A 24,244-nucleotide genomic window follows, 5' to 3' on the forward strand; every position below is an offset into this window, starting at 1 on the left:
CGCCTACGCTGGCCCGATGGGGTATCCGGTCGGGAAGGTGGCGGCGCTCTCGGGCGTCACCGTGCGCACGCTGCACCACTACGACGAGATCGGCCTCCTGTCCCCGAGCGGGCGGACGGCCGCGGGGTATCGGAGTTACAGCGACGACGACCTCGACCGCCTCCAGCGCGTCCTGTTCTACCGGGAACTCGGCTTCGGCCTCGAAACGATCGCGAAGGTGATCGAAGACCCGGGCGTGGACGCGCTGGAGCACCTGCGGCGTCAGCGCGCGCTGCTCGCCGACCGGATCGGCGAGCTGACGCGGATGGCCGAATCCGTCGAGCGGGTGATCGCGGCGAAGGAGGCCGGGAACGCGCTGACCCCGGAAGAGCGGTTCGAGGTCTTCGGCGAGTTCCGTGAGCCGGAGGGCTACGCGGAGGAGGCCGTCCGTCGTTGGGGTGATACCCCGCAGTGGCGGGCGGCGGCCAGGCCGCGGTCCAAGGAGGAATGGCTCGAAGCGGAAAAGAGCCGGGAGGACTGGGTCCGGCGGCTGCTCGCCGTCTTCGACTCCGGCGCGCCCGCCGACAGTTCCCCGGCGATGGACCTCGCCGAAGAACACCGCCGGATGCTCGCGGCGTTCATGGGCGACTGCGACCTCACGACGCACCGGGAGCTCGCCCGGCTGTACGCGACCGAACCGGTCCAGCTCGGCTTCCTGGTGCGCGAGCCGGACCAGCGGCCAGGCCTCGGCGAGTACATCCGGGACGCCGTGTACGCCAACGCGGACCGGGCCGCCGGATAGCGGGTCCGGTTACTCCGGCCGTGTTCGTCTCCCACCGGGCGGGAACGGCGCGGCGGCTCCGCTTACAGTCGGAGTATGCAGACTTGGTCATCGGTCGACGTGCCCCGTATCCCCGGCACCCCCCGTCCGCTGCGGCTCCACGACACCGCGACGGGACAGATCCGTCCCACCGCGCCCGGGCCCACCGCCCGGATGTACGTCTGCGGCATCACGCCGTACGACGCCACCCATCTGGGGCACGCGGCCACGTACCTGACGTTCGACCTGGTGAACCGCCTGTGGCGGGACGCCGGGCACGAAGTCCACTACGTGCAGAACGTGACGGACATCGACGAGCCCCTGTTGGAGCGCGCCGAACGGGACAAGGACGACTGGGTCGTCCTCGGCATGCGTGAGACGGCGCTGTTCCGCGAGGACATGACCGCGTTGCGGGTGCTGCCGCCGCGGCAGTTCGTCGGGGCCGTCGAGAGCATCCCTGAGATCGTCGAGGTCATCGCCAAACTGCTGGCCAACGGCAGCGCCTACCGCGCGGACGACGCGGAGTACCCGGACATCTACTTCGACCACAACGCGACCGGGCATTTCGGTTCCGAGTCGAACTACGACGCCGAGACCATGGCGAAGTTCTTCGCCGAACGCGGCGGCGACCCGGACCGTCCCGGCAAGCAGCACCCGCTGGACGCGCTGCTGTGGCGGATGGCGCGGCCGGGCGAGCCGTCGTGGGAGTCCGAACTGGGCGAGGGCAGGCCCGGCTGGCATATCGAGTGCAGCGCGATCGCGGTCAACCGGCTCGGTCTCGGCTTCGACGTCCAGGGCGGCGGCTCGGATCTGATCTTCCCCCACCACGAGTACAGCGCCGCGCACGCGGAGGCCGTCGCGGGGGACAGGCCGTTCGCGCGGCACTACGTGCACGCCGGGATGATCGGCCTCGACGGCGAGAAGATGTCGAAGTCGCGCGGGAACCTCGTGTTCGTCTCGCGGCTGCGCGCCGACAAGGTCGACCCCGGCACGATCCGGCTCGCGCTGTTCGCCGGCCACTACCGCGAGGACCGGCCGTGGACCGAACAGTTGCACGCGGATGCCGAAGCACAGCTGGCGCGTTGGCGTGACGCGGTCTCGCTCGCCACGGGCCCGGCTGCGGAGGACACCGTCGCGCGGCTGCGTGACCACCTCACCGACGACCTCGACACGCCCAAGGCGCTCGCGGCCGTCGACGCCTGGGTGGAGCAGGCGCTGAACCGCTCCGGCGCCGACCCCGCCGCGCCCGGGCTGATCCGGAACGCGGTCGACGCACTCCTCGGCATCGAGCTCTGAGGAACGTCAGGAAAGGGTCGTTCAGGACATCTTTCGTCCTGAACGACCCTTTCCTGACATCCGTATAACGCCCTACACGGCGACGCGACCTGCTTCCAGCCGAAGGTGGTCGCCCGCCCAATCGCGCCGCAGCCATCGATCATGCGACGCGATGACGACGGCACCCGGCGCGGAATCGAGCGCGGTGAACAACTCCTCGGCCAAGGTGAGCGAGATGTGGTTCGTCGGCTCGTCCAGCAGGAGCACCTCCGGCGGGTCGGCGATGAGCAGTGCCAGCGCGAGCCGCCGTCGCTGCCCGACTGACAACGCGCCCACCCGGGTCCCGAGATCACGCGGGGCCAGCAGACCCAGCCCACGCAACGGGGGAGCGTCCTCGCCGAGGGCTTCGGCGTAGGTCCGTTGCGCGGTCTTCTCCGGCTCGGCGAACACGACGTCCTGTGCCAGCAGGCCGATCCGCACACCGCGTCCGGAAAGGACGGTGCCGGAGTCCGGGGTCAGCGAGCCGGCGAGGACGGACAGTAGCGTCGACTTCCCGGCGCCGTTGCCGCCGGTGATCAGGAGCCTCGACGTGGTCGTGACATCCAAGGTAGCCAGCCGCAGCCGTCCCGCGATCTCGATGTCCCGTACCGAGATCGCCGTCTTCCCCTCACCGGGCTCGCCGGTCAGATCGCCCTGGAACCGCAGCGGCGCGGGTGGTTTCCGCACCTGATCGCGTTCCAGCTCGTCCAGCCGCAGCTGAGCGTTGCGGACCCGGCGTGAGATCTGCTTCTGCACCCTCCCGGTCTTGAAGTCGTAGAGCATCTTGGCGTTGTCGCGCTGCGGCCGGTTGTGCGCGACGTTGCGCGCGGTGACGGCCACCGACTCACGAAGTTCCTTGAGCTCGTCCTGTTCCTCGGCGTAACGCTGTTCCCAACGCGCCCGTTCGGCCCGTTTCTGGTCCAGGTAGTCGGAATACGTGCCGCCGTACCGGGTCGGGCCGCCCAGCGCCGGGTCGAGGTCGACGATGTCGGTGCAGACCGCGTCGAGGAACACGCGATCGTGCGACGACAGCACGAGGACACCGGTCAGCGAAGCGAGATGCTGTTCGAGGAACTCCATCGCGGCGTCGTCGAGATGGTTCGTCGGTTCGTCCAGGACGAGGGTGCCCGGCCGCCGGATCAGCAACGCGGCGAGGCCGAGCCGCGACCGTTGGCCGCCCGACAGCGTGCCCAGTTCGCGCGCCGGATCGATCCCGGCCAGCCCGAGCCCCGCGCACACGACCTCGGCGCGCCGGTCGGCGTCCCACAGGTCGTGCGCCTGGGCCCATTCGAGCACCGTGCCGTACTCGTCGAGCACGGCGGCGTCGTCCGGATGCCGGGCGAGCGCCGCGGTCAGCTCGTCGAGTCTCGCCGACGCTCGCCGGATCTCGGCGAGCGCGTCGTCGATGACGTCGGAGAACCGCGCCGTGAACGGGAACGGCAACTCCTGCAAGAGGAATCCGAGGTCGTCGCCGCGGAGCACCTCGCCGCCCTGCGGCTCTTCCACTCCGGCCAGCAGGCGCAGGAGCGTGGACTTGCCGACGCCGTTCTCGCCGACCAGCCCGAGCCGCTGCCCGGCCGAAGCCGTCAGGTTCACGCCGTCGAGGACGACGCGGGCACCGTAGGAGTGGACGAGGTCCTTGGCGATCAGGGAAAGAGACATACGACATCACCGTGTTTCTTCGGACATGGGGGAACCCCGCCGGGCTTCGTGGCTTACGGGAGCTGTGCTCGACCGGAGCCGCCTCGGAACGGTGAAGGTGCGATGTCAGTTGTCCATGATGCGGAGAGTCTAACGCAACACCAGTAGCATTAGTCAACCCCCTTTTGTGCGCCGAGACGTGACTCGCTTGACAGCGCGGCGGCCGCCTGTGAATCTGAAAGAGAACTTTCGAAAGACTTCTTTCAGATTGGATCGGGCGATGGCCGGGTTACCGCCGCGCAAGCGGATCGAAGACGTCGAGCTGATGCGGGCGTTGGCGCATCCGCTGCGTTCGGCGCTGGTGGACCACCTCATGGCGGTCGGCCCGCGGACCGCGAGCGAGTGCGCGGCGGCCGTCGGCTCGACCGCCTCGAACTGCAGCTGGCATCTGCGTCAGCTGGCGCGGCACGGTCTCGTGGAGCGGGTCGAGGGGGAGGACGGGCGGGAGCGGCCGTGGCGGGCGTGCCAGGTCGGCATCGAGTTCGGTGACGACCCGGAGCTGCACGGGGCGCAGCTGGCGGTCGTGGGCACCACCCTCGCGCGGGAAAAGGAGCTGACCGAGCGCTATCTCGACGCCGCCGACCGGCTCGGCAAGGAGTGGCGGGACGCGTCGGGGATCAACAACTACTCGCTGCGGGTGACCGCCGCCGAGCTGGAAGAGCTGGTCCAGCGGATCGACGCGCTCGTGCGGCCCTACGTCGGCGCGATCCGTGAAGACGCTCCCGCGGAGGCGCTCCCGGTCCACTTGGGACTGCGGGCGTTCCTCCGCATCGACGCCGAGGGGAAACCGGGCAGATGAAACCGTTGAGGGAACCCGCGTTCGCGCGGTTGTGGATCGCCGCGTTCTTCTCCGAGACCGCCGAGTGGATGCTGCAGATCGCGCTGCCGGTGTTCGTCTTCCAGGCGACGGGTTCGGCGGCCACCACGGCGTTGAGCATCGTCCTGGGCCTGGTGCCCGCGGTACTGCTGAGCCCGGTCGCCGGCGTGATCGCGGACCGCTGGAACCGGCGGCTGGTGCTGTGCGTGGTGTGCGCGGGACAGGCGTTCGTGGCGTTGCCGCTGCTGTTCGTCGCGTCCGGCGGCCCGGTCCACGTGATCTACGCGGTGATGGCCGCGCAGGCGGGCCTGGCTTCGTTGTTCGAGCCCGCGCGCAACGCGCTCGTCCCCGAACTGGTCCCGCCCGGCGAGCTGGTCGGCGCCAACGGCCTGATGAGCATCAACGGCAGCGTCGCGCGGCTCGCCGGTGGCTGGGCGGGCGGTCTCCTGCTCGGGTTCGGCGGCCTGGGCTGGGTCGTGGTCGCCTATCTCGGCGTGCTGGTGATCGGCTCCGCCCTGCTGGCGCGGCCGTTCCATCGTGTCGCGGCGCCGAAAGCGGCCGGACCGCACGAGCCGGTGTGGCGAGCGTGGCTCGACGGGCTTCGCGAGATCGGCCGCGAAGGACGCCTTCGCCTCGCGGGCGTCGTCGTGGTCCTGACGTCGCTGGCGCAAGGGATGTTCCTGGTGCTGTTCGTGGTCTTCGTGCTCGACATCCTCGACGGCACCGAAGGCGACGTCGGCCTCCTGCGCGGCGTACAGGCGCTCGGCGGGCTGGCCGCTGGATTCGCCGTCGCCACCGTCGCCCGCAAGGTCGCACCCGCCGCACTGCTCGGCTGGGGCGGGCTCGCGCTCGGCGTGCTGTCGGCGGTGATCTGGAACCTACCCGCGCTGACCGCTTCGCTGGGCGTCTTCATCGGGCTCTTCGGCCTGGTCGGCGCCCCCGGGGTGCTCGCCGGATCCGGGCTGCTCTCGCTGGTCCAGACCGCCGCGTCGCCGGCCCGCTCCGGTCGCGTGCTGAGCACCGTCTTCGCCGGGACCGCGGGGTTCACGGCGCTGGGCGCCTTGCTGACCGGCTGGCTGCTGAACGTGCTGGGCACGGGGGTCTTGCTGAACGTCCAGGCGGGTTTGCACACCCTTTCGGCGTTGATCGTGCTGGGCGTGTCGGCGTCGGGAAGGCTGCGCGGTAAGGCAATTCCGGCGATTCCCCGGACCGGGTGGAGCTACGGTGGTGGAGTGCCGCATCTCTTCGCCACCAGCGACCTCCACGTCACCCATGAGGGCAACGCCCCGCTCGTCGACGAGGTCGTCCCCCGGACCCCCGACGACTGGCTGCTCGTGGCCGGTGACGTCGCCGAACGCGCCGAATCCGTGATCCGGGTGCTCAAGACCTTGCGCGAACGTTTCGCGAAGGTCGTCTGGGTACCCGGCAACCACGAGCTGTGGACCACCCAGAAGGATGAATGTCAGCTGCGCGGACAGGCGCGCTACGAGCATCTGGTGGAACGCTGCCGCGAGATCGACGTCCTCACCCCGGAGGACCCGTATCCGGTGTGGGAGCACCAGGAGAAGCCGCTGACGATCGCGCCGCTGTTCGTCCTGTACGACTACAGCTGGCGGACCCCGCTGGCCGACGGGCTGCCGATGCTGGCGGCCATCGAGCAGGCGCGTGAGGCCGGCGTGCTGTGCACGGACGAGTTCTTCCTGCACCCCGATCCGTATCCCAGCAGGCAGGCGTGGTGCGCCGACCGGGTGAAGATCAGCACGGAGCGGCTGGAGGCGATCCCCGAGGACCACGGGACGATCCTCATGTCGCACTGGCCGCTGCACCGCCACCCGACCGAACCGCTGTACTACCCGGAGTTCGCGCTGTGGTGCGGGACGACCGAGACCGAGGACTGGCACCTGCGCTTCCGTGCCGAGGTCGCCGTCTACGGGCATCTGCACATCCCGCGCTCCACGGAGGCGGACGGCGTGCGCTTCGAAGAGGTCTCGCTCGGCTATCCGCGTGAGTGGCGGAAGCGGGCGCGGGGGCCGATCCCGCTGCGGCGCATCTTCTGAGGCCCTGTCCCGAACGCTATGAAAGGTCCTTTTCTCGCAAAATTTGCAAGGAAAGGACCTTTCATAGCGCTTGAAGGGACGCGCTCAGCCTCGTCCGGGGCCGTCCTGGCCGGGACGGCGACGCCGCAGGTACCGCTCGAACTCGGCCGCGATCTTGTCCCCGCTGACGTCGTCCAGCGTGAACTCCGTCTCCGCGTCGCCGCGCTCCTCGAGCCCCCGGACGTACTCGCTGATCTCCTCGTCCTCCTCGGCCATCTCGGTGACCGTCCGCTGCCACTCCTCCGCCTGCTCGGGCAGGGCGCCGAGCGGGATCTCGACGTCGAGCACGTCCTCCAGTTTGTGCAGCAGCGCCAGCGTGGCCTTGGGCGACGGCGGATGCGAGACGTAGTGCGGCACGGCCGCCCAGATCGAGACCGCCGGGACACCCGCCTGCACGCAGTAGTCCTGCAGGACCCCGACGATGCCGGTCGGCCCCTGGTAGTTGTTCAGCTCCAGCCCGAACTGCGAAGCGGTGTCCTTGTCGTACGCCGTCCCGGTGACCGGGACGGGCCGGGTGTGCGCGGTGTCGGCCAGGAGCGCGCCGAGGGTGACGACGGTGGAGACCTCCAGTTGCTGGATGTGCTCCAGCAGTTCGGCGCAGAAGGCGCGCCAGCGCATGTTCGGTTCGGGCCCCTGCACCAGCACGATGTCCCGGCTGAAGCCCTCCGGGCGGCACACCGAGAGCCGCGTGGTCGGCCAGTCGACCCGCCGGGTGACGCCGTCCACCATGCGCACGGTCGGTCTGCTGACCTGGAAGTCGTAGTACTCGTCAGGACTCAGCTCGCTCAGTGGGGTCGCATCCCAGTTGAGCTGGAGATGCTCGACCGCCCGGCTGGCCGCGTCACCTGCGTCGTTCCATCCTTCGAAGGCGACGATCATGATCGGCTTGGTGTCATCCGGGTGGTCGCGGCCGGGCCGCTGGGTCTCGTCGACGGGCTCACTCACCGGACCAGCCTACGACCAGGGGGCCGTGCGCCGTTGGGCATGTCCGGTGGCGTTTCGTGGCGGCGAACCGCGCGGAGCCGACGCAATGCGACATTTCGGGCAACCACCTGGCCGTCGACGTGAATCCGTCTCGGCTACCGTGGGCTCCGGAAGGCCTGACCGAACGTGAGGGGGAGCCGTGACCGAACCGTCCACACCGGACGGACTCGCCGCCGTGCTGTGGGACATGGACGGCACGCTGGTCGACTCGGAGAAGCTGTGGGACGTCGCGCTCTACGAGGCCGTCGAAAGCCTCGGCGGCAGCCTGACCGAGGAACAGCGCCTGAGTCTCGTCGGGTCCAATATGGACGACACGGCCGCGTTCCTCCTCGAAGTGTGCGCCAGGCCCGTGACGCCCGAGTCGATCGCCGAGATGGGGGAGTGGATCCGCCGCCGCACGGCCAACCTCTTCGACGGCCCCCTCCCGTGGCGCCCCGGCGCGCAGGAGCTGCTCGAACTGTTGCGCGCCAACGGTGTCCCGATGGCGCTGGTCACCTCCACCGAACGGTCGCTGACCGAACTCGCGCTCAACACCATCGGTCGTGAGTACTTCGCCGCCACGGTCTGCGGTGACGAGGTCGATGGTCTGAACAAGCCGCACGCGAGGCCGTATCAGCTGGCCACGGAGTTGCTGGGAGTCCCGGCTTCCCGGTGCGTGGCGATCGAGGATTCACCGCCCGGCGCGGCTTCCGCGGCCGCCGCGGGCTGCACGGTGGTGGTGATCCCGAACGACGTCGACGTCGAACCGGGAGAGCGGCGGGTGTTCCGTTCGTCGCTGGTCGGGCTCGACGTGCCGGCGCTGACCGCGCTCCTGCCCTGACCGCCATGTCGCATTTCCGCTAGACCGCACCCGGTGCGGTCGGTGATGCTGGCCTGGTGCATGAGGATTTCGAACGCTGCGTCCGGGCGGTCCAGGCGAAGGACGCCCGGTTCGACGGCTGGTTCTTCACCGCCGTCCTGACGACGCGGATCTACTGCCGGGCGAGCTGCCCGGTCGTCCCGCCGAAGCCGGAGAACATGACGTTCTACCCGAGCGCGGCGGCCGCGCAGGAGGCCGGGTTCCGTGCCTGCAAACGGTGCCGCCCGGACGCCAGCCCCGGGTCACCGCAGTGGAACGAGCGCGCGGACCTGGTGGCCAGGGCGATGCGGCTGATCGCCGACGGCGTCGTCGACACCGACGGCGTGAGCGGGCTGGCCGCCCGGCTCGGTTACAGCGTCCGGCAGGTGGAGCGGCACGTACGCGCCGAACTCGGCGCGGGTCCGCTCAGCCTCGCCCGTGCGCAACGGGCGCAGACGGCGCGGCTGCTGATCGAGACGACCGGCCTGTCGATGATCGACGTCGCCCTCGCGGCGGGGTTCGGCAGCGTCCGGACCTTCAACGACACCGTCCGTGAGGTCTTCGCCCTGTCCCCGACGGAACTGCGCGCCCGTGTCCGCACCGCGCCGGCGACCGCGCCCGGGACGCTCAACCTGCGCCTGCCGTACCGGAAGCCGCTGTTCCCGGACAACCTCTTCGGGCATCTCGTCGCGACCGGTGTCCCCGGTGTCGAGGAATGGCGCGACGGCGCGTACCGCCGCACGCTGCGGCTCCCGCACGGCGCGGCCGTCGTCGCGCTCAAGCCGGAAGACGGTTACATCGGCTGCCGGCTCACGTTGTCGGATCTGCGGGATCTCTCGACCGCCATCAGCCGTTGCCGCCGTCTGCTCGACCTTGACGCCGACCCGGCCGCGGTCGACGAAGCCCTGGCCGCGGACCCGCTGCTCGGCCCGCTCGTGGCCGCGGCGCCCGGTAGGCGGGTGCCGAGGACGGTCGACGGTGACGAGTTCGCCGTCCGCGCGGTCCTCGGTCAGCAGGTGTCCACCGCGGCCGCGCGGACCCATGCCGCCCGGCTGGTGCTCGCGCACGGTGAGCCCGTCGACGATCCGGACGGTGGCCTCACCCACGTCTTCCCGGACGCCGCCGCGCTGGCGGGAATCGACCCGGAAAGCCTCGCCATGCCGCAGAGCCGCAAGCGGACCCTGCTCGGCCTCGTCGCCGAACTGAACGACGGCGGGCTCGACCTCGGCGCGGGAAGTGACTGGCAGTTCGCTCGGGAGCGGCTACACGCGTTGCCCGGCTTCGGCCCGTGGACCGTCGAGAGCATCGCGATGCGCTCGCTCGGCGACCCCGACGCCTTCCTGCCGACCGACCTCGGCGTCAAAGTCGCCGCGAAGGGGTTCGGGCTCGGCCCGGCGGCGTTCGCCGCGCACGCCGAACGCTGGCGTCCGTGGCGCGCCTACGCCGTCCAGCACCTTTGGGCGACCGGAGATCACCCGATCAACCGGCTGCCCGCCGCCTGAGCCCGAGGAGCGCCATGCGCACGCACACCGTCATCGACAGCCCGTACGACAAGCTGACCCTGGTCGCGGACGGCGAAAGCCTCTGCGGGGTCTACATGGTCCAGCAACGGCACCGCCCGGCCGAGGAGAGCTTCGGCCATCCGGACCCGGGCGCGCCGATCTTCGCCGACACCGAGAAGCAGCTGAAGGAGTACTTCGCCGGACAGCGGAAGGAATTCGATCTTTCACTGAGCTTCGGCGGCACCGAATTCCAGCGGATGGTCTGGGAAGGCCTGCTCGGCATCCCATATGGCGAGACGGTTTCCTATGGTCAGCTCGCCGACCGTCTTGGCAGGCCCACCGCGTCGCGCGCGGTCGGGCTCGCGAACGGGAAGAACCCCATCAGCATCATCGTGCCCTGCCATCGCGTGATCGGTTCCAACGGCGATCTCACCGGTTACGGCGGTGGTGTCGAACGGAAACGGCACCTGCTCGACTTCGAACGGGGCGGCGCCGCGCTGTTCTGAAGTGTGACGCGAGCGGCAACACACCGGCCCGGGGCAGCGCGACGCGGGCGCGGATGGAAGGATCTCCAGACCGTGAAGACCTTCGATGAGCTGTTCGCCGAGCTTGCCGAGCGCGCCCGCACGCGCCCTGACGGTTCCGGCACCGTCGCCGCGCTGGACGCGGGAGTGCACGCGCAGGGCAAGAAGGTGCTCGAAGAGGCGGGCGAGGTGTGGATCGCCGCCGAGCACGAATCCGACGACAGGCTCTCCGAGGAGATTTCACAGCTGCTGTACCGCGTACAGGTGCTCATGCTCGGCCGAGGACTGTCGACAGAGGACGTGTACCGGTACCTGTGACGCGTTCGCGTCCGGAGAACCAAGGAGAAGCAATGCTGCGTGTCGCCGTGCCGAACAAGGGAGCCCTCGCCGCCGCCGCGACGGAGATGCTCGGCGAGGCCGGCTACCGCAAGCGACATGAGGCCCGCGACCTGACCGTCCTCGACACAGTCAACGAGGTCGAGTTCTTCTTCTTGCGTCCCAAGGACATCGCGATCTACGTCGGATCCGGCGAACTGGACCTCGGCATCACCGGCCGCGACCTCGCGCTCGACTCAGGCGCCCCGGTCGAGGAGATCCTCGGCCTCGGCTTCGGCGGTTCCACCTTCCGGTACGCCGCGCCGGCGGGCCGGGAGTGGCGGGCCGAAGACCTGCAGGGCAAGCGGCTCGCGACGTCGTACCCGCGGCTCGTGCGCGAGAACCTCAAGCAGCACGGGGTGGAGGCGGAGGTCATCCGCCTCGACGGCGCCGTCGAGATCTCGATCCAGCTCGGCGTGGCCGACGCGATCGCGGACGTCGTCGAGTCGGGGCGTTCGTTGCGCCAGCACAACCTCGTGGCCTTCGGCGACCCGATCTGCGTATCGGAGGCGGTGCTGCTGCAGCGTGCGGGCACCGAGCACACCCGGCCCAAGGACCAGCTGAAGGCACGGCTGCAGGGTGTCGTCTTCGCCCAGCACTACATGATGCTGGACTACGACTGCCCGCGGTCGCTGCTCGACGCGGCCATCGCGATCACGCCGGGCCTCGAATCGCCGACCGTCGCGCCGCTGGCGCACGAAGACTGGGTGGCCGTGCGGGCGATGGTGCCGCGCAAGGAGGTCAACCGGATCATGGACGAACTCGCCGAGACCGGCGCCAAGGCCGTCCTCGCTTCGGACATCCGGGCCTGCCGCCTCTGACCTCGCTCCAGACGCCATGAAAGGTCCTTTCCTTGCAAATTTTGCAAGGAAAGGACCTTTCATGGCGTTGGCTAGCGGGGTCGGTTGGGCTTCTTGGGCATCAGGTCGTAGAGCTTCTTGCGCGCCCCGTTGTCCTTCGCGCTGCGAGTCACCGAGACCTCGGTGATGAAATCCTCGAAGACGAACTCCTCGTCCGCGGGCACGATCGCCGCGGCCGGATGGTTCCGCAGGTAGCCGTCGAGTGTCTCCGCGATCTCCCGGAACGACAATGCCTGCAGCGTTTCCGGCGCGTACGTCGTCACCGGCACGCCGTGCGCGGCGGCTTCGTTCATCACGACGCCGAGCGGGACGTGCGACAGCATCGGGATCCCGAACGCGTAAAGCTCCTGCAACGCCGCGGCCGCGTAATGCGAGATCGGGCGGCGGTACAGCCCTGGCACGAGACCGTAGTAGGCGATCGGCGGACGGCCGACGGTCTGTTCGACGTAACGCACCTGGTCCGAAAGCAGGCGCAGCGCGCGGATGCTCGTCCGGTCCGGCTGCACCGGCACGAGGATCCCGTGCGAAGCGGCGAGCGCGTTGTTGGTCAGCACGTCGAGTGCGGGCGGGCAGTCGATGATGATGTGGTCGTAGTTGGCGAACTGGATGACCCTGGCCAGCTGCCAGCCGGGCACCCGGAACTGGTCCAGCCGCCGGATCAGGTCGAACATCCCCGGCGAGGTCGGGATGACGTCGAACGCGCCGCCCCGCCCGAGGTTGCTGCGCGGATGCCGGACGACGAGTTCCTCGATCGGGCCCTTCCACACCTTGGTCAGGGCTTTCGCGAGGCTGGGCATGTCCGGTGCCACCTCGTCCAAGCCGAGGAGTTCAGTGGTCGCGTGGCCCTGTGGGTCGAGGTCGATCAGCAGCACCCGGCGGCCGCGTTCGGCCAGTGCGGCCGCCGCGCCCACGCTGAGTGAGGTCTTGCCGACCCCGCCTTTCTGGTTGACCACCGAGGTGATCTGCATGCCGAAGCGCTCCCTGTGTCTGTTGTTCCGGGAAGGCTATTGGAAACCCGCCGAGAAAGCGCGTCTATCAGCCCGCCTGTCGCGGCCGCACCAGCAAGGCCTGCGCCCCGGAGGCGATCGGCCCCGACGTGTCGTGCAGTGTCGTGGTCGCCGTGCCGATCCCGTTCGGGCCGACCAGGGTGGCCGCGTCGACGCCGATCCAGTCGCCGAGGGGCGGGCGGCGGAGGTGCACCGTCAGCTCGGAGTTGATGAACCACCACTCCCGCGGGTCCAGGAAGTTCGAGATCCCGTTGCCGGAATCCGCCAGCACGAACAACCGCTGCAGCGGGCTCGGCTTCTCCCCGTCCACGAGCGCGACGCGCTGCCTTCCCCAGACGGTCGCGGGGCCGGGTTCGTCCAGTGCGCCCTTGACGCTGCGCCACTCGACGGCCTCCAGGTATCCGCCGTGCCAGCCCTCCGGCCAGTTCGACGCGGGCAGGCCGTCCGGCGACGGCAGCGTGGGAGCATCCGCCGTGGCCACCGCGGTGGTGTCCGACGTCGCGATGCGCCACGCCGAGGCGCGGGCGACGACCCGCTCGCCGTGAGAGAGCTCGGCCGTCAGCCACTCGACCGACCGGCCCGGCCGTTCCACCCGGGCCCGTACCGACAGCTCCTTCAACGGCGCGGGCCCGAGGATCTCGACCGTCACCCGTGCCAGCTGGCTCGCGTGCGGCGCCTCGACCTCTTCGAGCGCGCGGACCAGCAACGCCGAAGGCGGCCCGAAGTGCTGCGCATCCGGGGTCCACGGGCCGGCGGTGTGCGGGGTCGGGAGGAAGACGCCGTCACCTGACGGCACGTAAAACGCTTCTGTCACATACGCACCCTAATCCGCACGGTCCAATACGGACTCCTCGCCGGGATCCGGTTCCGGCCAGCCCGGGTACGGCGGGGGAGTGCCGCCGTACTGCGGGCAGAGGGCCTGGTGATCGCACCACGCGCAGAGTTTGCTCGGGTTCGGCCGGAAGTCGCCGGTCTTGCCCGCTTTGAGGATCGCCTGCCAGATCGCCTCCAGTGTGCGCTCGAAGCGGATCAGCTCGCCCTCGTCGGGTGTGTAGGCCAGGGACTGCCCGTCGGTGAGGTACATCAGTTTCAGCTGGCGCGGCACGACACCGCGAAGCCGCCAGAGGACCACGGCGTAGAACTTCATCTGGAACATCGCCTTGGCCTCGCCGATCTCGCGGGGCGCGGCACCGGTCTTGTAGTCGACGACGCGGATCTCACCGGTCGGCGCCACGTCCAGCCGGTCGACGTAGCCCCGGAGCAGCACTCCGGAGCCCAGTTCGATCTCGACGTGCAGCTCACACGCTTCCGGCTCCAGGCGACGCGGATCCTCGAGGCCGAAGTAGGTGTCGACGAGCTGCTCGGCCGAGGAGAGCCACGAGGTGACGGCGTCGGGGTCCTCCTGATCGAACAGGTCGATCCACTCCGGACGTTCCGAGGAAAGCTCCTCCCACGCCGGCGCGAGCAGCTCCTTGGCCTGCGGAGGGGTGCGATCGGCCTGCGGAAGGGAGAACAGGCGCTCCAGCACGGAATGCACCAGCGTGCCGCGCAGCTGGGCCTTCGTCGGGATCTCGGGGAGTCTGTCGACCGCGCGGAAGCGGTAGAGCAGCGGACACTGCTTGAAGTCGCTGGCACGCGACGGGGACAGGGCCGGCCGACGGCGCGGGACTTCGGCGCCGGGCGGCGGATCGGCGGTGACCGTGTCGGTGTCGGGCATGGGGGAAGCGTATCGCCGGGCACCGACAGTTCCGGGACCGCGACGCACCGGAGCGGCATGACCGACACCACCCGGACGGGAAGGGCGGGTTACCGGCACCCCACACCTGGGCATCTACTCTTCGACACATGGCGGTGACGGGTGAGCAGGGCCCGCCTCGACGAGGCGTGGCACCAGAGGGTGGGCTCCTGCTGTTCCGGGTCTCCGGGATCCCCGTGCTGCTGGCCCCTTCGTGGTGGATCGGCTCCCTGATCATCGTGGTGCTCTACACGCCGCTGGTCGGCCGGATCCTGCCCGGAGTCACCACACTGACCTCCTGGCTGCTGGCCGCCGCGTTCGCGGTCCTACTCGGACTGTCGGTGCTCGCGCACGAACTCGGGCACTGCCTGGTCGCGCTGCGCCTCGGTATCCCGGTCAGGCGCCTCCGACTGTTCCTGCTCGGCGGCCTCTCCGAGGTCGCCAGGACTCCCCGCCAGCCTCGGCAGGAAGGGCTCGTCGCCGCCGCGGGACCGGTCGTTTCGTTGCTGCTCGGCGGATTCTGCGGGCTGCTGATGTTCGCCGTCCCGCCGGAAAGCGCCGCCTGGCTGCTCATCGCCGAATGCGCCGTCGCGAACTTCGCCGTCGGGATCTTCAACCTCCTTCCCGGACTTCCGCTCGACGGCGGACGGCTCGTCCGCGCCGGGGTCTGGGCCGCCACGGGACGCCGCGAGAAGGGCACGCGCGCGGCGGTCGTCGGCGGCGGTGTCGTCGCGGCGGGACTGGTCGTCTGGGCGTTGTGGGGGTTGGCGGCGGGCAGCGAGGACCGTTGGCTCCGCCTCGGTGTCTGCGTCGTGACGGCGTGGTTCGTGGTCCTCGGCGCGCGAAGCGAACTCGCCGCCGAAACACGCCGAGGCTGGCCGGAAGGCGTACGGCTGAGCGAACTCATCCGGCCCGTTCTCCAGCTTCCCGCGGAAAGCCCCGTCTCGGACGCGCTGGCCGCTTCGGCGGGCCGTGGGGTGGTCCTGGTGCGCGCCGACGGCGTCGCCGCCGGGCTTCTCGACGAGACGGCCGCCGCGCAACTGGCCGGGACGTCACCGCACGCGCCCGCGGAGATGGCCGCGGAGCCGATCCGCGCCGACACCGTGCTGCTCTCCTCGGAGTCGGGGGAGGAGATCGCCGAGCGGGTCAGGGAAACCGCCGCGTGGCAGTTCCTCGTCGTGGACGACGAAGGCAGGCCCGCGGGGGTGCTCCGGCGGGAGGACCTGCGCGCCGCGATGACCCGGAGCCGACCCCCGGCGTAGCGCGGCTAGGCCACCTGCGAGGATCGGTCGTCGATCAGTTTGCGGCTATGGAGGTTCAGTGTCGGTCCGTGGGCCGTTTCGTGTTGGTGACCGGGTTCAGCTGACCGACTCCAAAGGGCGGCACTACACCATGGTGCTCGCCGAAGGACAGCAATATCACACCCACCGCGGCGCGCTGGCGCACGACGACGTGATCGGTGCGCAGGAGGGTTCGGTCGTCACTTCGGCCGGCGGCAGCCATTATCTGGCGCTGCGCCCGCTGCTGCCGGACTACGTGTTGTCGATGCCGCGTGGCGCGCAGGTGATCTACCCGAAGGACGCCGCGCAGATCGTGATGTGGGGCGACATCTTCCCGGGCGCGCGGGTGCTCGAGGCGGGCGCCGGTTCCGGCGCGCTGACCTGCTCGCTGCTGCGTGCGGTCGGTTCGGAAGGAACCGTGCAGTCCTACGAGATCCGGGACGACCACGCCGAACACGCCGAGCGGAACGTGGAGAAGTTCTTCGGCCACAAGCCGGACAACTGGTCGCTGACGGTCGCGGACCTTTCGACGCACACCGGTGAGGTCGACCGCGTCGTCCTCGACATGCTCGCGCCTTGGGACCAGCTGGAGACGGTCGCCGCGCATCTGGTGCCCGGCGGCGTGCTCACGGTCTATGTGGCGACGGTCACACAGCTTTCGCGGATCACGGAAGCCCTGCGGGACCAGCAGTGCTGGACCGAGCCGGAGTCGTGGGAGACCCTCATGCGGCCGTGGCACGTCGTGAGTCTCGCGGTGCGGCCGGACCACCGGATGGTCGCGCACACCGCGTTCCTGCTGACGGCACGCCGTCTGGCGGACGGGACCGTGTCGCCGCGGGTTCACCGTCGCTCCGGCAAGGGCTGATCGATACTGGTGGCCGTGCTCGCCTGAAGGACCCTTTCCCGGCACCTGACGCAGGGCACCGGCAAAGTCGTATAAGCGCTGGTCGGTGCCACTCTTGGTGATTCGGACCGGATCTTCGAACGGGGCGGTTGGCAGAGGCTCGACCGGATTATGTCCACAAAGGACACCAGTCGTGTCTTGGGTTCTTCTGGCCTCGGGGTGGCTGAAGGGGCCTTTCACCGCATGGGACGCGGGTAAAGCGCCCTTCGTCGCATGCGATGAGGGGGACGTGCCGTGAATGCCCGCAGGGACGCTCTTCGACGGCTGAATGTCCGATTGATGTCTACATGCCCGATTTGTCGAAGGGGTCGTGAGTGATAAAACGCGTTAGAACGCTCTTTATCACTCACGACCCAGCCCACACGCATCACGACTGGACACCGATACGGACTTAAGGCACGAACTTCTGACGCAGGACACTAGGCGCGAGGAAGGGGTCCTTCACGGATCGCGGGCCGATGCCTACTTCACGCACCATTTGCCGTCTTGTTTCTTCAGCGGGAACGGCGTGTCCTTCTGGCCGCCCGCACCCTCGACGTGAACGGTCACCGAGGCGGAGTCGCCGCTGACCGACGGCGGATCGGGGACGGTCGCGGTGACCTTCCCCGCAGCCGCCCACTTCCGGCCGAGCTCGGCCAGATCGGCCGACGACTGCTGGACGCAGGTGAGCTTCCCGAACGCGGTCGCGTCGTGGTTGACGATGGCCGCGGCGATCGCCTTGCCGGCGACCTCGACCGCGGCCACGTCCGGATCCACCGGCACCGGACGGGACGAACCCGGCCGCTGCTCGGGCGTGACACTGCTCGACGCGGCCGGGTCGGAGCCGGACGGGGCCACCAGCAGCAGCCCCACCACGACCCCGGCCACGACCGCGCCGCAAACCACCGCGACGGCGGTCAGCTTGTGGCTCACCGTCACGGGTAGGTCACTTCTTGTCGGCCTTGATGTCCTTGAGGCACCACAGGTCCGATTCCTTGGCCGCGGTGATGGTGCCTTCCGCGGTCTTGGTGCCCTGGGTGGCGCGGTAACGCCCCGTCGCCCGGTCGCCGCTTTCCTTGGCGGGCTCGATGATCTCGAGCTTGATCGGGTCGAGCGGCTTGCCCTCGTCCTTGGTGTTCTCGCTACGGCAGATCAGGTCGAGGAACGTCTTCTTGTCACCCGCGCTATAGGAAGTCGCGGCGCCTTCGAAGACCTCCTGCGGCGTGGCCTTGCCGCCCGGCGCCGGGCCGGAGCTCTTGGTCGACGACGTGCTCGGCGAGCTGGACCTGGTGCGCGTCGAGCTCGGCTTCTGCGACGAGGACGGGGCCTCCGACGGAGCGGCGCTGCTGGAGGGCGGCGCAGCGACCGGGTTGTCGTCGCCGGAGTTCAGCGCGATGACCAGTGCGGTGACACCGCCACCGACCAGCACGACCGCGCCGATCGCGATGCCGACGATCAGGCCGGTCTTCTTTTTCTTGGGTGGCTCTCCGCCGCCGTAACCGCCTTCCTGCGGGTACGCGTTGAAGCCGCCCTGCTGCCCGTACGGATCCGGCTGGCCGAACTGCTGCGTGCCACCGGGGTATCCCTGCTGGGGCTGAGGACCGCTCTGCGGGTAACCACCTTGCTGCTGGCCGTACGGGTCCTGCTGTCCGTACTGGCCGGCACCGGGGTATCCCTGTTGCGGCTGGGGGCCGCTCTGCGGGTACCCGCCCTGCTGGCCGTACGGATCCTGTCCGTAGCCGCCGGGCTGCTGCGGCGGGTATGTCATGGCTGGTGCCCCCTAGCTGTTCCGCGAAAATGCTCAACATGACCTGCGGGTCCGCCTCCCCGGCGAACGTCGCCCGATGCTAGCCATCGAGCCGGATCGCCGCTCGATTAGGGCCGAACTGAGACCCGAAACCCGTTTGCACCCGGACGGAGCCGGGTATTCCGTCGCAGGTCAGGCCAGGTGGACGGATTGTGACCATGAGTGCGCCGGACCCGGCACCGGGATGGCCCCTTGCGCGTCGCGAAGGTACGTGCTGGTGGGTCGTCCGGAACGCGACGCGCCGATCTTGTGATGCGGAAAGGCCTTTTATTGTCGGTGATCGCCGGTACCGTGGAATGAAAAGCACTCCGAGGAGGTGCCCGATGCATCATGACCTTCCCGGAGGTCGGCGCGAGGAGGCCGACCCTTCAGAAACGACCGGAGCTGGAACCACGTCCGACGAGCAGGCACGTCAAATCCGCTTCCTCGAGGAGGAAGTCGCCCTGCTGCGCCGGAAGCTCACCGATTCCCCACGTCAGAACCGAGTGCTGGAGCAGCGACTCGCCGAGGCGTCGGAACGCGTGAGCCAACTCACGGAACGCAACACGAAACTGGTCGAGACGCTCCGCGAGGCGCGTGGCCAGTTGCTCGCGTTGCGGGAGGAGGTCGACAGGCTGGCCCAGCCTCCGAGCGGTTACGGCGTGTTCGTCACCGCGTACGAGGACAACACGGTGGACGTGTTCACCGCGGGCCGCAAGATGCGGGTTTCGGTCTCACCCGCGGTCGAGGTCTCGTCGCTGCAGCGCGGACAGGCGTTGCGGCTCAACGAGGCGCTCACCGTCGTCGAAGGCGGTGACTTCGAGCGGATCGGCGAGGTCTGCGCGCTGCGCGAGGTGCTGGCCCCGGACGTCGAGGGCGGCAGCCCCCGTGCGCTCGTGGTCGGTCACGCGGACGAGGAGCGGGTCGTCCTGCTCTCCGACCCGCTGGCCGAACAGCCCCTCAAGCCGGGCGATTCCCTGCTGGTGGACTCGAAGGCCGGTTACGCCTACGAGCGCGTGCCGAAGGCGGAGGTCGAGGATCTCGTGCTGGAGGAGGTGCCCGACGTCCGCTACGAGGACATCGGTGGCCTCACCCGGCAGATCGAGCAGATCCGCGACGCCGTCGAGCTTCCGTTCCTGCACGCGGATCTGTACCAGGAGTACCAGCTGCGTCCGCCGAAGGGCGTGCTGCTCTACGGGCCTCCTGGCTGCGGAAAGACCCTCATCGCCAAGGCGGTGGCCAACTCGCTCGCCAAGAAGGTCGCGGAAGCCCGCGGCGACTCGGCGGACGGGAAGTCCTACTTCCTGAACATCAAGGGTCCGGAACTGCTGAACAAGTTCGTCGGGGAGACCGAGCGGCATATCCGCCTGATCTTCCAGCGGGCTCGGGAAAAGGCCTCCGAAGGCACCCCGGTGATCGTGTTCTTCGACGAGATGGACTCGATCTTCCGCACCCGCGGTTCGGGCGTGTCCTCCGACGTGGAGACCACGATCGTCCCGCAGCTGCTTTCGGAGATCGACGGTGTCGAGGGCCTGGAGAACGTCATCGTCATCGGCGCCTCCAACCGCGAGGACATGATCGACCCGGCGATCCTGCGGCCGGGCCGGCTCGACGTCAAGATCAAGATCGAGCGTCCGGACGCCGAAGGCGCGAAGGACATCTTCTCCAAGTACCTGTCCGACGGTCTCCCGATCCACGCGGACGACCTCGCCGAGTTCGGCGGGGACGTGAAGGCGACCTTCGACGCGATGATCCAGCACACCGTCGAGCGGATGTACGAAGAGACGGACGAGAACCGGTTCCTCGAGGTCACCTACGCCAACGGTGACAAGGAAGTCCTGTACTTCCGCGACTTCAACTCGGGCGCGATGATCCAGAACATCGTGGACCGGGCGAAGAAGTCGGCCATCAAGTCGGTGCTGGAGACCAAGCAGCCCGGCCTGCGCGTGCAGCATCTGCTGGACGCGATCGTCGACGAGTTCGCGGAGAACGAGGACCTGCCCAACACCACCAACCCGGACGACTGGGCCCGGATCTCCGGCAAGAAGGGCGAGCGGATCGTCTACATCCGCACGCTCGTCACCGGCAAGAACCAGGATTCGGGGCGGGCGATAGACACCGCCACGAACACCGGTCAGTACCTGTAGTTCGAACCGAAGGGGCCCTTCACCGCATAAGTTGCGGTGAAGGGCCCCTTCGCGTCACACGGCCACGGCTTCTTCGACCTTCTTGCGCGGGCTCAGCCGCCCGTGTGCGGCCAGGATGCCCAGGACGACGAGCAGCGCGCCGACGGGCTGGTTCCACGCCAGGGGTTCGTCGAGTACGAGAACGCCGAGCAGGACACCGACAACGGGTGTGAGGTAGGTCACCGCCGAGGCGTTCGATGCGCCCCACGCCGCGATGATCGACGCGTTCCAGGCGTACGCCAGACCGGTTCCGAGTGCCCCGAGCGCGATCATGCTGAGCACGATCGGCGTGTCGAGGCGCACCGGCGTCGTCGCGATGAACGGCGCCAGCGCCAGCATCACGACGGCGCCACAACAGACCTGCCCAAGCGCGATGGTCGGCGCGTCGAGGTTCCGCCAGGAGATGAACCGTCGCACGTAGACGAACGAGATCCCGTAGCAGGTCGTCGCGCCCAAGCAGGCCAGCTGCGCGGTCAGCTCGTGGGAGACGTCGATCCCTTGCCAGACCCCGACGATGGTGAGCACTCCCAGGAAGCCGAGGATCAGGCCGGTCGTGCGGGCCTTGGTGAACCGTTCCGACGGCAGCGCCGCGGCGGCGATGAGCATGGTGATCAGCGGTGTCGTCGCGTTGAAGATGCTGGCGAGCCCGGACGAGATGTACTGCTCGGCCCAGGAGAACAACAGGAACGGGATGACGCACAGCAGCACGGAGACGACCGCGAGATGGCCCCAGAGCGCCGGATCGCGGGGGAGTGGCTTACGACGCCAGGCGGCGATGGCCATCAGCGCCACCGCGCCGAGGCAAACGCGGGAGAGTGCCACCTGAGCGGGTGACAGGCCGGTGAGACCGACCTTGATGAACAGAAAACTCGCACCCCATACGATCGCGAGCGCCGCGAACCGAATCGCGATACTGAAACGTCCCAATTGTCCTTCTCCTGATTCCGCAAGTCCGCGCTCAGTGAATCCCGGCATCCCCCTTGCGCTCCAGCGGTTTTCGGACGATGTGTCCGACGCCTCCCGCGTGGCGCTCGGCCGAATCGTCCGTATAACGACCTATACTTCCGGGCTGTGAGCGAATCCTCCGGGCGCCCGCGCGCGCCGATCACCGAAGCCGATGTCCTGGCCTGGCTGGAAACCACGGCCGCCGCCGTCCGGTCGGGCGAGGTGAGCGCGCCCGAACTGATCGAGCTGCTCGGCGAGTTGCGCCGCGCTTCCGCGGCTTGCGCCGACGCCTCCGACTGGGCGCTGCTCGCCGCGAGGGAGGAGGGTGCCAGCCTCCGCCAGATCGCGCCGGTGTTCGGCAAGGGTTACGTTCGGGCCCCGGCGGCCCGCCTCGAAAAGCTGCACCGGCAGGCGCAGAATTCGGGCCAGTGGCTCGCGATCCTCCGCCACAAGAACGAAGGAGCCCGGTGACGGACACGGAAATCCCCGTCGGCGACCGGATCGCCGTCGGGCTGGCGGCACTCGGCAGGCCCGCCTACATCAACCTCGGCCGGGCCGAGGCGTTGCCGTCGGGACGTGGGTTCGAGGCGATGCGTGCGGCGACCTACGCCGTGCTGGACGACGCGTACGGCGCGGGCGTCCGCTGGATCGACGTCGCCCGTTCGTATGGTTCTTCGGAAGAGTTCCTGGCCGGCTGGCTCGCCGACCGCGGCCACGCGGACGTGACGGTGTCGAGCAAATGGGGCTACCGCTACGTGGGGGAGTGGAAGCTCGACGCGCCGGTGCACGAGGTCAAGGAGCACACCGCCGCGCGGTTCGCCGGGCAGTGGGCGGAAACCGTTGACCTGCTGGGAAAGGCGGTTTCGCTCTACCAGGTCCACTCGCTCACTGTGGACAGTCCTCTGTTCACCGACGACCGGCTGATCGGCGCGCTCGCCGAACTCGCCGCCGGCGGTGTCCCGGTGGGCTTCTCCACGTCCGGTCCCGCCCAGGCGGACGCGGTACGGCGGGCGTTCGAGCTGGAGGTGGCCGGAACGCCGGTGTTCAGCGCCGTGCAGTCGACGTGGAACCTGCTCGAACCCTCGGTCGGCCCGGCGCTCGCGGAAGCGCACGCCGCCGGGAAACGGGTGCTGGTCAAGGAAACCGTCGCGAACGGACGGCTCGTGGTCGAGCCGCCGTCGCCGCTCGCGCGGATCGTGCGGGAGCGCGGGACGGGGCCGGACGCGGTGGCCATCGCGGCGGTGCTCGCGCAGGACTGGCGGCCGGTCGCGGTCATCGGGCCGTCGAGCACGGCGCAGCTGCGGGAGAATCTCGTTGCCGCGAAGGTAAAGCTGACCGCCGACGAACTCGCGGAACTCGCCACGCTCGCCGAGGAGCCGTCCGCGTACTGGCGGCACAGGTCCTGCCTCGGCTGGCGGTGAAGGGCTGGACTAGTCTCGCGGCAAACGTCAGGCGGGACATCGGGGAGGACTCGAGAGTGCGTCATCGGCAGGTACTCGCGGTGGCGACGGTCGCGCTGTTCGGTCTGTCGGGATGCGCCGACCGTCCCAACGACCTCGACACCTACTACGACGACCCGACACCGACGCCCACGGTCGAGCCCGCACAGCCTTCGGTCAAGCCGCAGGCCAATCCGGTTCCTCCGTCGTCGACCCAGGCTCCCGTCCCCGCGGCCGTCTCCGCCGCGTTGCTGACCGACGAGGACGTCGCCGAGGAAGAGGTCGTTCCCGGTGAGAGCAAGGTGTCCGGCTGTCTGACCGGTCTGACCCGCGGTACGAGCCGTTCGGCATCGTGGTCGTACCCGAGCGGCTCGACGCTGGAACACCAGGTCACCGAATACACCGACCAAGACGCGTCGGACGTCGTCACCCAGGCGGACTGCGAAGGCAGGAAACTCACCCTGACGAAGCAGACCGGCATCGAGGTCCAGCGCGCCTGGTGCGCGGACACGACGTGCACGGTGTTGCTCGCCAAGGGGAAACTCGTCTCCGCCCTCAGCGTGACCGCCGGAACCGAAGCGCGGGCGACGGACGCGGCGAAGCGGCTGTTGCCGATCGTCGCGCAGCGCCTCCGTTCGGCCTAGCGCGAGTCTCGTCGCCGAAACCACTCCAGGGCGCCCAGCCGACCGTCCGGGATGAACCGGCTCTCCGGATCGTCGAGCCACGAACGCAACTCACTCAGCGTCAGCCACCGTCCTTCGACCACTTCGGACGGCTGATGGACGAAAGGGCCGTCCCAGCGCGTTTCGAAGGCGAAGTTGTGGGCCCGGATCGTGTCGTCGTCGGTGACGTGGACGAAAAGCGGGCGCAGTTCCACTCCGTGAACACCCAGTTCTTCAGCCAGTTCCCGGCGTGCGCATTCCTCCGGCGTCTCGCCCGCGGCGACGATGCCGCCTGCCCAGCAGTCCCATGTGGAGGGATAGACGTCCTTGGTGGCCGTACGGAGATGCACGTAGACACGCTCTCCGTCACTCGAACGGACCAACACCACGCCCGCCGCGTGCCAGAGTCCCTCGGCGCGGACCCGGGAGCGCGTGGCCGCACCCACCGCGGTTCCGTCGAGGTCATAGAGCGCAACGAGTTCGTCACTGCCTGACATGGGGGGCATCGTCG

The 24,244-nt window shown here is 69.2% G+C and carries 24 protein-coding genes and 1 pseudogene; 16 read left to right on the top strand and 9 right to left on the bottom strand.

What is annotated here, in order from left to right; translation table 11 throughout:
• The first annotated feature begins 16 nt into the window (after nt 1-16).
• Nucleotides 17-781, top strand: coding sequence for a MerR family transcriptional regulator (locus tag AMK34_RS03490; protein WP_073842862.1), 765 nt, complete (start codon nt 17-19; stop codon nt 779-781).
• Between the two features lie 75 nt (nt 782-856).
• Entirely contained in the window at nt 857-2,095 is a 1,239-nt protein-coding gene (gene mshC, locus AMK34_RS03495) for a cysteine--1-D-myo-inosityl 2-amino-2-deoxy-alpha-D-glucopyranoside ligase (RefSeq protein ID WP_073842864.1), read from the top strand.
• Nucleotides 2,096-2,167: 72 nt separating this feature from the next.
• Here the strand turns inward: mshC and AMK34_RS03500 are convergent, their stop codons facing one another.
• Nucleotides 2,168-3,775, bottom strand: a complete 1,608-nt coding sequence (locus AMK34_RS03500; protein ID WP_073842866.1) for an ABC-F family ATP-binding cassette domain-containing protein — start codon at nt 3,773-3,775, stop codon at nt 2,168-2,170.
• A gap of 259 nt (nt 3,776-4,034) precedes the next feature.
• Here AMK34_RS03500 and AMK34_RS03505 point away from each other — a divergent pair, with 259 nt between their 5' ends.
• From AMK34_RS03505 to AMK34_RS43095, 3 genes and pseudogenes are all read left to right on the top strand, one after another.
• On the top strand, nt 4,035-4,613 hold the full coding sequence (locus AMK34_RS03505; protein ID WP_038513919.1) for a helix-turn-helix domain-containing protein: 579 nt from the start codon (nt 4,035-4,037) through the stop codon (nt 4,611-4,613).
• Nucleotides 4,610-5,725 (top strand): annotated as a pseudogene (locus AMK34_RS43090) (MFS transporter); the annotation flags it as partial. The gene AMK34_RS03505 and the pseudogene AMK34_RS43090, both read left to right, overlap by 4 nt.
• A gap of 138 nt (nt 5,726-5,863) precedes the next feature.
• The gene (locus AMK34_RS43095) at nt 5,864-6,688 is read left to right on the top strand and encodes a metallophosphoesterase family protein (protein WP_198941658.1); all 825 of its coding nucleotides are present in this window, start codon (nt 5,864-5,866) and stop codon (nt 6,686-6,688) included.
• 84 nt (nt 6,689-6,772) lie between these two features.
• Here the strand turns inward: AMK34_RS43095 and AMK34_RS03515 are convergent, their stop codons facing one another.
• The gene (locus AMK34_RS03515) at nt 6,773-7,672 is read right to left on the bottom strand and encodes a PAC2 family protein (RefSeq protein ID WP_037337460.1); all 900 of its coding nucleotides are present in this window, start codon (nt 7,670-7,672) and stop codon (nt 6,773-6,775) included.
• A gap of 178 nt (nt 7,673-7,850) precedes the next feature.
• Between AMK34_RS03515 and AMK34_RS03520 the strand changes: the two genes are divergently transcribed.
• The 5 genes from AMK34_RS03520 (at nt 7,851) to hisG (ending at nt 11,771) form a co-directional block, all read left to right on the top strand.
• A complete protein-coding gene (locus tag AMK34_RS03520; protein WP_038513912.1) occupies nt 7,851-8,531 on the top strand; it encodes an HAD family hydrolase in 681 nt (226 codons plus the stop codon).
• Nucleotides 8,532-8,587: 56 nt separating this feature from the next.
• Nucleotides 8,588-10,051 (top strand): AlkA N-terminal domain-containing protein, encoded by a 1,464-nt coding sequence (locus AMK34_RS03525; RefSeq protein WP_073842870.1) that lies wholly within the window; start codon nt 8,588-8,590, stop codon nt 10,049-10,051.
• A gap of 14 nt (nt 10,052-10,065) precedes the next feature.
• The gene (locus tag AMK34_RS03530; RefSeq protein ID WP_038513907.1) at nt 10,066-10,557 is read left to right on the top strand and encodes a methylated-DNA--[protein]-cysteine S-methyltransferase; all 492 of its coding nucleotides are present in this window, start codon (nt 10,066-10,068) and stop codon (nt 10,555-10,557) included.
• A gap of 72 nt (nt 10,558-10,629) precedes the next feature.
• Complete coding sequence (locus AMK34_RS03535) at nt 10,630-10,893, top strand: phosphoribosyl-ATP diphosphatase (RefSeq protein ID WP_016334149.1); 264 nt, start codon at nt 10,630-10,632, stop codon at nt 10,891-10,893.
• Nucleotides 10,894-10,925: 32 nt separating this feature from the next.
• A complete protein-coding gene (hisG, locus tag AMK34_RS03540) occupies nt 10,926-11,771 on the top strand; it encodes an ATP phosphoribosyltransferase (protein ID WP_038513903.1) in 846 nt (281 codons plus the stop codon).
• A 71-nt stretch (nt 11,772-11,842) separates the two neighbouring features.
• Here hisG and AMK34_RS03545 read toward each other — a convergent pair whose 3' ends face one another.
• From AMK34_RS03545 to AMK34_RS03555, 3 genes are all read right to left on the bottom strand, one after another.
• A complete protein-coding gene (locus AMK34_RS03545; RefSeq protein WP_037337476.1) occupies nt 11,843-12,778 on the bottom strand; it encodes a ParA family protein in 936 nt (311 codons plus the stop codon).
• Nucleotides 12,779-12,845: 67 nt separating this feature from the next.
• Nucleotides 12,846-13,631, bottom strand: coding sequence for a thioesterase family protein (locus AMK34_RS03550; protein ID WP_073842872.1), 786 nt, complete (start codon nt 13,629-13,631; stop codon nt 12,846-12,848).
• Nucleotides 13,632-13,640: 9 nt separating this feature from the next.
• Nucleotides 13,641-14,534, bottom strand: a complete 894-nt coding sequence (locus AMK34_RS03555; protein WP_038513898.1) for a RecB family exonuclease — start codon at nt 14,532-14,534, stop codon at nt 13,641-13,643.
• 128 nt (nt 14,535-14,662) lie between these two features.
• On the opposite strand from AMK34_RS03555, the gene AMK34_RS03560 reads away from it, so the two are divergent.
• Both AMK34_RS03560 and AMK34_RS03565 read left to right on the top strand, forming a co-directional pair.
• On the top strand, nt 14,663-15,814 hold the full coding sequence (locus tag AMK34_RS03560; protein ID WP_052120516.1) for a M50 family metallopeptidase: 1,152 nt from the start codon (nt 14,663-14,665) through the stop codon (nt 15,812-15,814).
• Between the two features lie 58 nt (nt 15,815-15,872).
• Complete coding sequence (locus tag AMK34_RS03565) at nt 15,873-16,697, top strand: tRNA (adenine-N1)-methyltransferase (protein ID WP_007035384.1); 825 nt, start codon at nt 15,873-15,875, stop codon at nt 16,695-16,697.
• Between the two features lie 501 nt (nt 16,698-17,198).
• Here AMK34_RS03565 and AMK34_RS03570 read toward each other — a convergent pair.
• Nucleotides 17,199-17,654 carry a hypothetical protein gene (locus AMK34_RS03570; RefSeq protein WP_083649727.1) on the bottom strand — a complete coding sequence of 152 codons (456 nt, stop codon included), beginning with the start codon at nt 17,652-17,654 and terminating at the stop codon, nt 17,199-17,201.
• Between the two features lie 7 nt (nt 17,655-17,661).
• Nucleotides 17,662-18,483 (bottom strand): hypothetical protein, encoded by an 822-nt coding sequence (locus tag AMK34_RS03575; RefSeq protein WP_038513892.1) that lies wholly within the window; start codon nt 18,481-18,483, stop codon nt 17,662-17,664.
• A 362-nt stretch (nt 18,484-18,845) separates the two neighbouring features.
• Between AMK34_RS03575 and arc the strand changes: the two genes are divergently transcribed.
• Nucleotides 18,846-20,648: a proteasome ATPase gene (gene arc / locus AMK34_RS03580; protein ID WP_037337492.1), complete on the top strand. Its 1,803-nt coding sequence runs from the start codon at nt 18,846-18,848 to the stop codon at nt 20,646-20,648.
• A gap of 54 nt (nt 20,649-20,702) precedes the next feature.
• Here the strand turns inward: arc and AMK34_RS03585 are convergent, their stop codons facing one another.
• Nucleotides 20,703-21,614: a DMT family transporter gene (locus tag AMK34_RS03585; RefSeq protein WP_073842874.1), complete on the bottom strand. Its 912-nt coding sequence runs from the start codon at nt 21,612-21,614 to the stop codon at nt 20,703-20,705.
• 144 nt (nt 21,615-21,758) lie between these two features.
• Between AMK34_RS03585 and AMK34_RS03590 the strand changes: the two genes are divergently transcribed.
• The 3 genes from AMK34_RS03590 to AMK34_RS03600 are packed head-to-tail and all read left to right on the top strand — an operon-like array spanning nt 21,759 to nt 23,715.
• Complete coding sequence (locus tag AMK34_RS03590; RefSeq protein WP_038513887.1) at nt 21,759-22,103, top strand: hypothetical protein; 345 nt, start codon at nt 21,759-21,761, stop codon at nt 22,101-22,103.
• On the top strand, nt 22,100-23,053 hold the full coding sequence (locus AMK34_RS03595) for an aldo/keto reductase (RefSeq protein WP_073842876.1): 954 nt from the start codon (nt 22,100-22,102) through the stop codon (nt 23,051-23,053). Before AMK34_RS03590 ends, AMK34_RS03595 begins: the two co-directional genes overlap by 4 nt.
• Nucleotides 23,054-23,109: 56 nt before the next feature.
• The gene (locus AMK34_RS03600; RefSeq protein WP_073842878.1) at nt 23,110-23,715 is read left to right on the top strand and encodes a hypothetical protein; all 606 of its coding nucleotides are present in this window, start codon (nt 23,110-23,112) and stop codon (nt 23,713-23,715) included.
• On the opposite strand, the gene AMK34_RS03605 is transcribed toward AMK34_RS03600, so the two are convergent.
• Complete coding sequence (locus tag AMK34_RS03605) at nt 23,712-24,230, bottom strand: NUDIX hydrolase (protein WP_037337505.1); 519 nt, start codon at nt 24,228-24,230, stop codon at nt 23,712-23,714. The genes AMK34_RS03600 and AMK34_RS03605 overlap by 4 nt on opposite strands.
• Between the last annotated feature and the right edge of the window lie 14 nt (nt 24,231-24,244).

The organism is Amycolatopsis sp. CB00013, from assembly GCF_001905755.1.
GTDB classification, from domain to species: Bacteria; Actinomycetota; Actinomycetes; order Mycobacteriales; family Pseudonocardiaceae; genus Amycolatopsis; species Amycolatopsis japonica.

Bases quoted from the DNA above. Each gene is read 5' to 3' on its own strand.
- AMK34_RS03605 (WP_037337505.1), bottom strand. From the start codon at position 24,230: ATGTCAGGCAGTGACGAACTCGTTGCGCTCTATGACCTCGACGGAACC.
- AMK34_RS03530 (WP_038513907.1), top strand. From the start codon at position 10,066: ATGCGCACGCACACCGTCATCGACAGCCCGTACGACAAGCTGACCCTG.
- AMK34_RS03500 (WP_073842866.1), bottom strand. From the start codon at position 3,775: ATGTCTCTTTCCCTGATCGCCAAGGACCTCGTCCACTCCTACGGTGCC.
- AMK34_RS03560 (WP_052120516.1), top strand. From the start codon at position 14,663: ATGGCGGTGACGGGTGAGCAGGGCCCGCCTCGACGAGGCGTGGCACCA.
- AMK34_RS03555 (WP_038513898.1), bottom strand. From the start codon at position 14,534: ATGCCCGACACCGACACGGTCACCGCCGATCCGCCGCCCGGCGCCGAA.
- arc (WP_037337492.1), top strand. From the start codon at position 18,846: ATGCATCATGACCTTCCCGGAGGTCGGCGCGAGGAGGCCGACCCTTCA.
- hisG (WP_038513903.1), top strand. From the start codon at position 10,926: ATGCTGCGTGTCGCCGTGCCGAACAAGGGAGCCCTCGCCGCCGCCGCG.
- AMK34_RS03545 (WP_037337476.1), bottom strand. From the start codon at position 12,778: ATGCAGATCACCTCGGTGGTCAACCAGAAAGGCGGGGTCGGCAAGACC.
- AMK34_RS03575 (WP_038513892.1), bottom strand. From the start codon at position 18,483: ATGACATACCCGCCGCAGCAGCCCGGCGGCTACGGACAGGATCCGTAC.
- AMK34_RS03490 (WP_073842862.1), top strand. From the start codon at position 17: ATGGGGTATCCGGTCGGGAAGGTGGCGGCGCTCTCGGGCGTCACCGTG.
- AMK34_RS03505 (WP_038513919.1), top strand. From the start codon at position 4,035: ATGGCCGGGTTACCGCCGCGCAAGCGGATCGAAGACGTCGAGCTGATG.
- mshC (WP_073842864.1), top strand. From the start codon at position 857: ATGCAGACTTGGTCATCGGTCGACGTGCCCCGTATCCCCGGCACCCCC.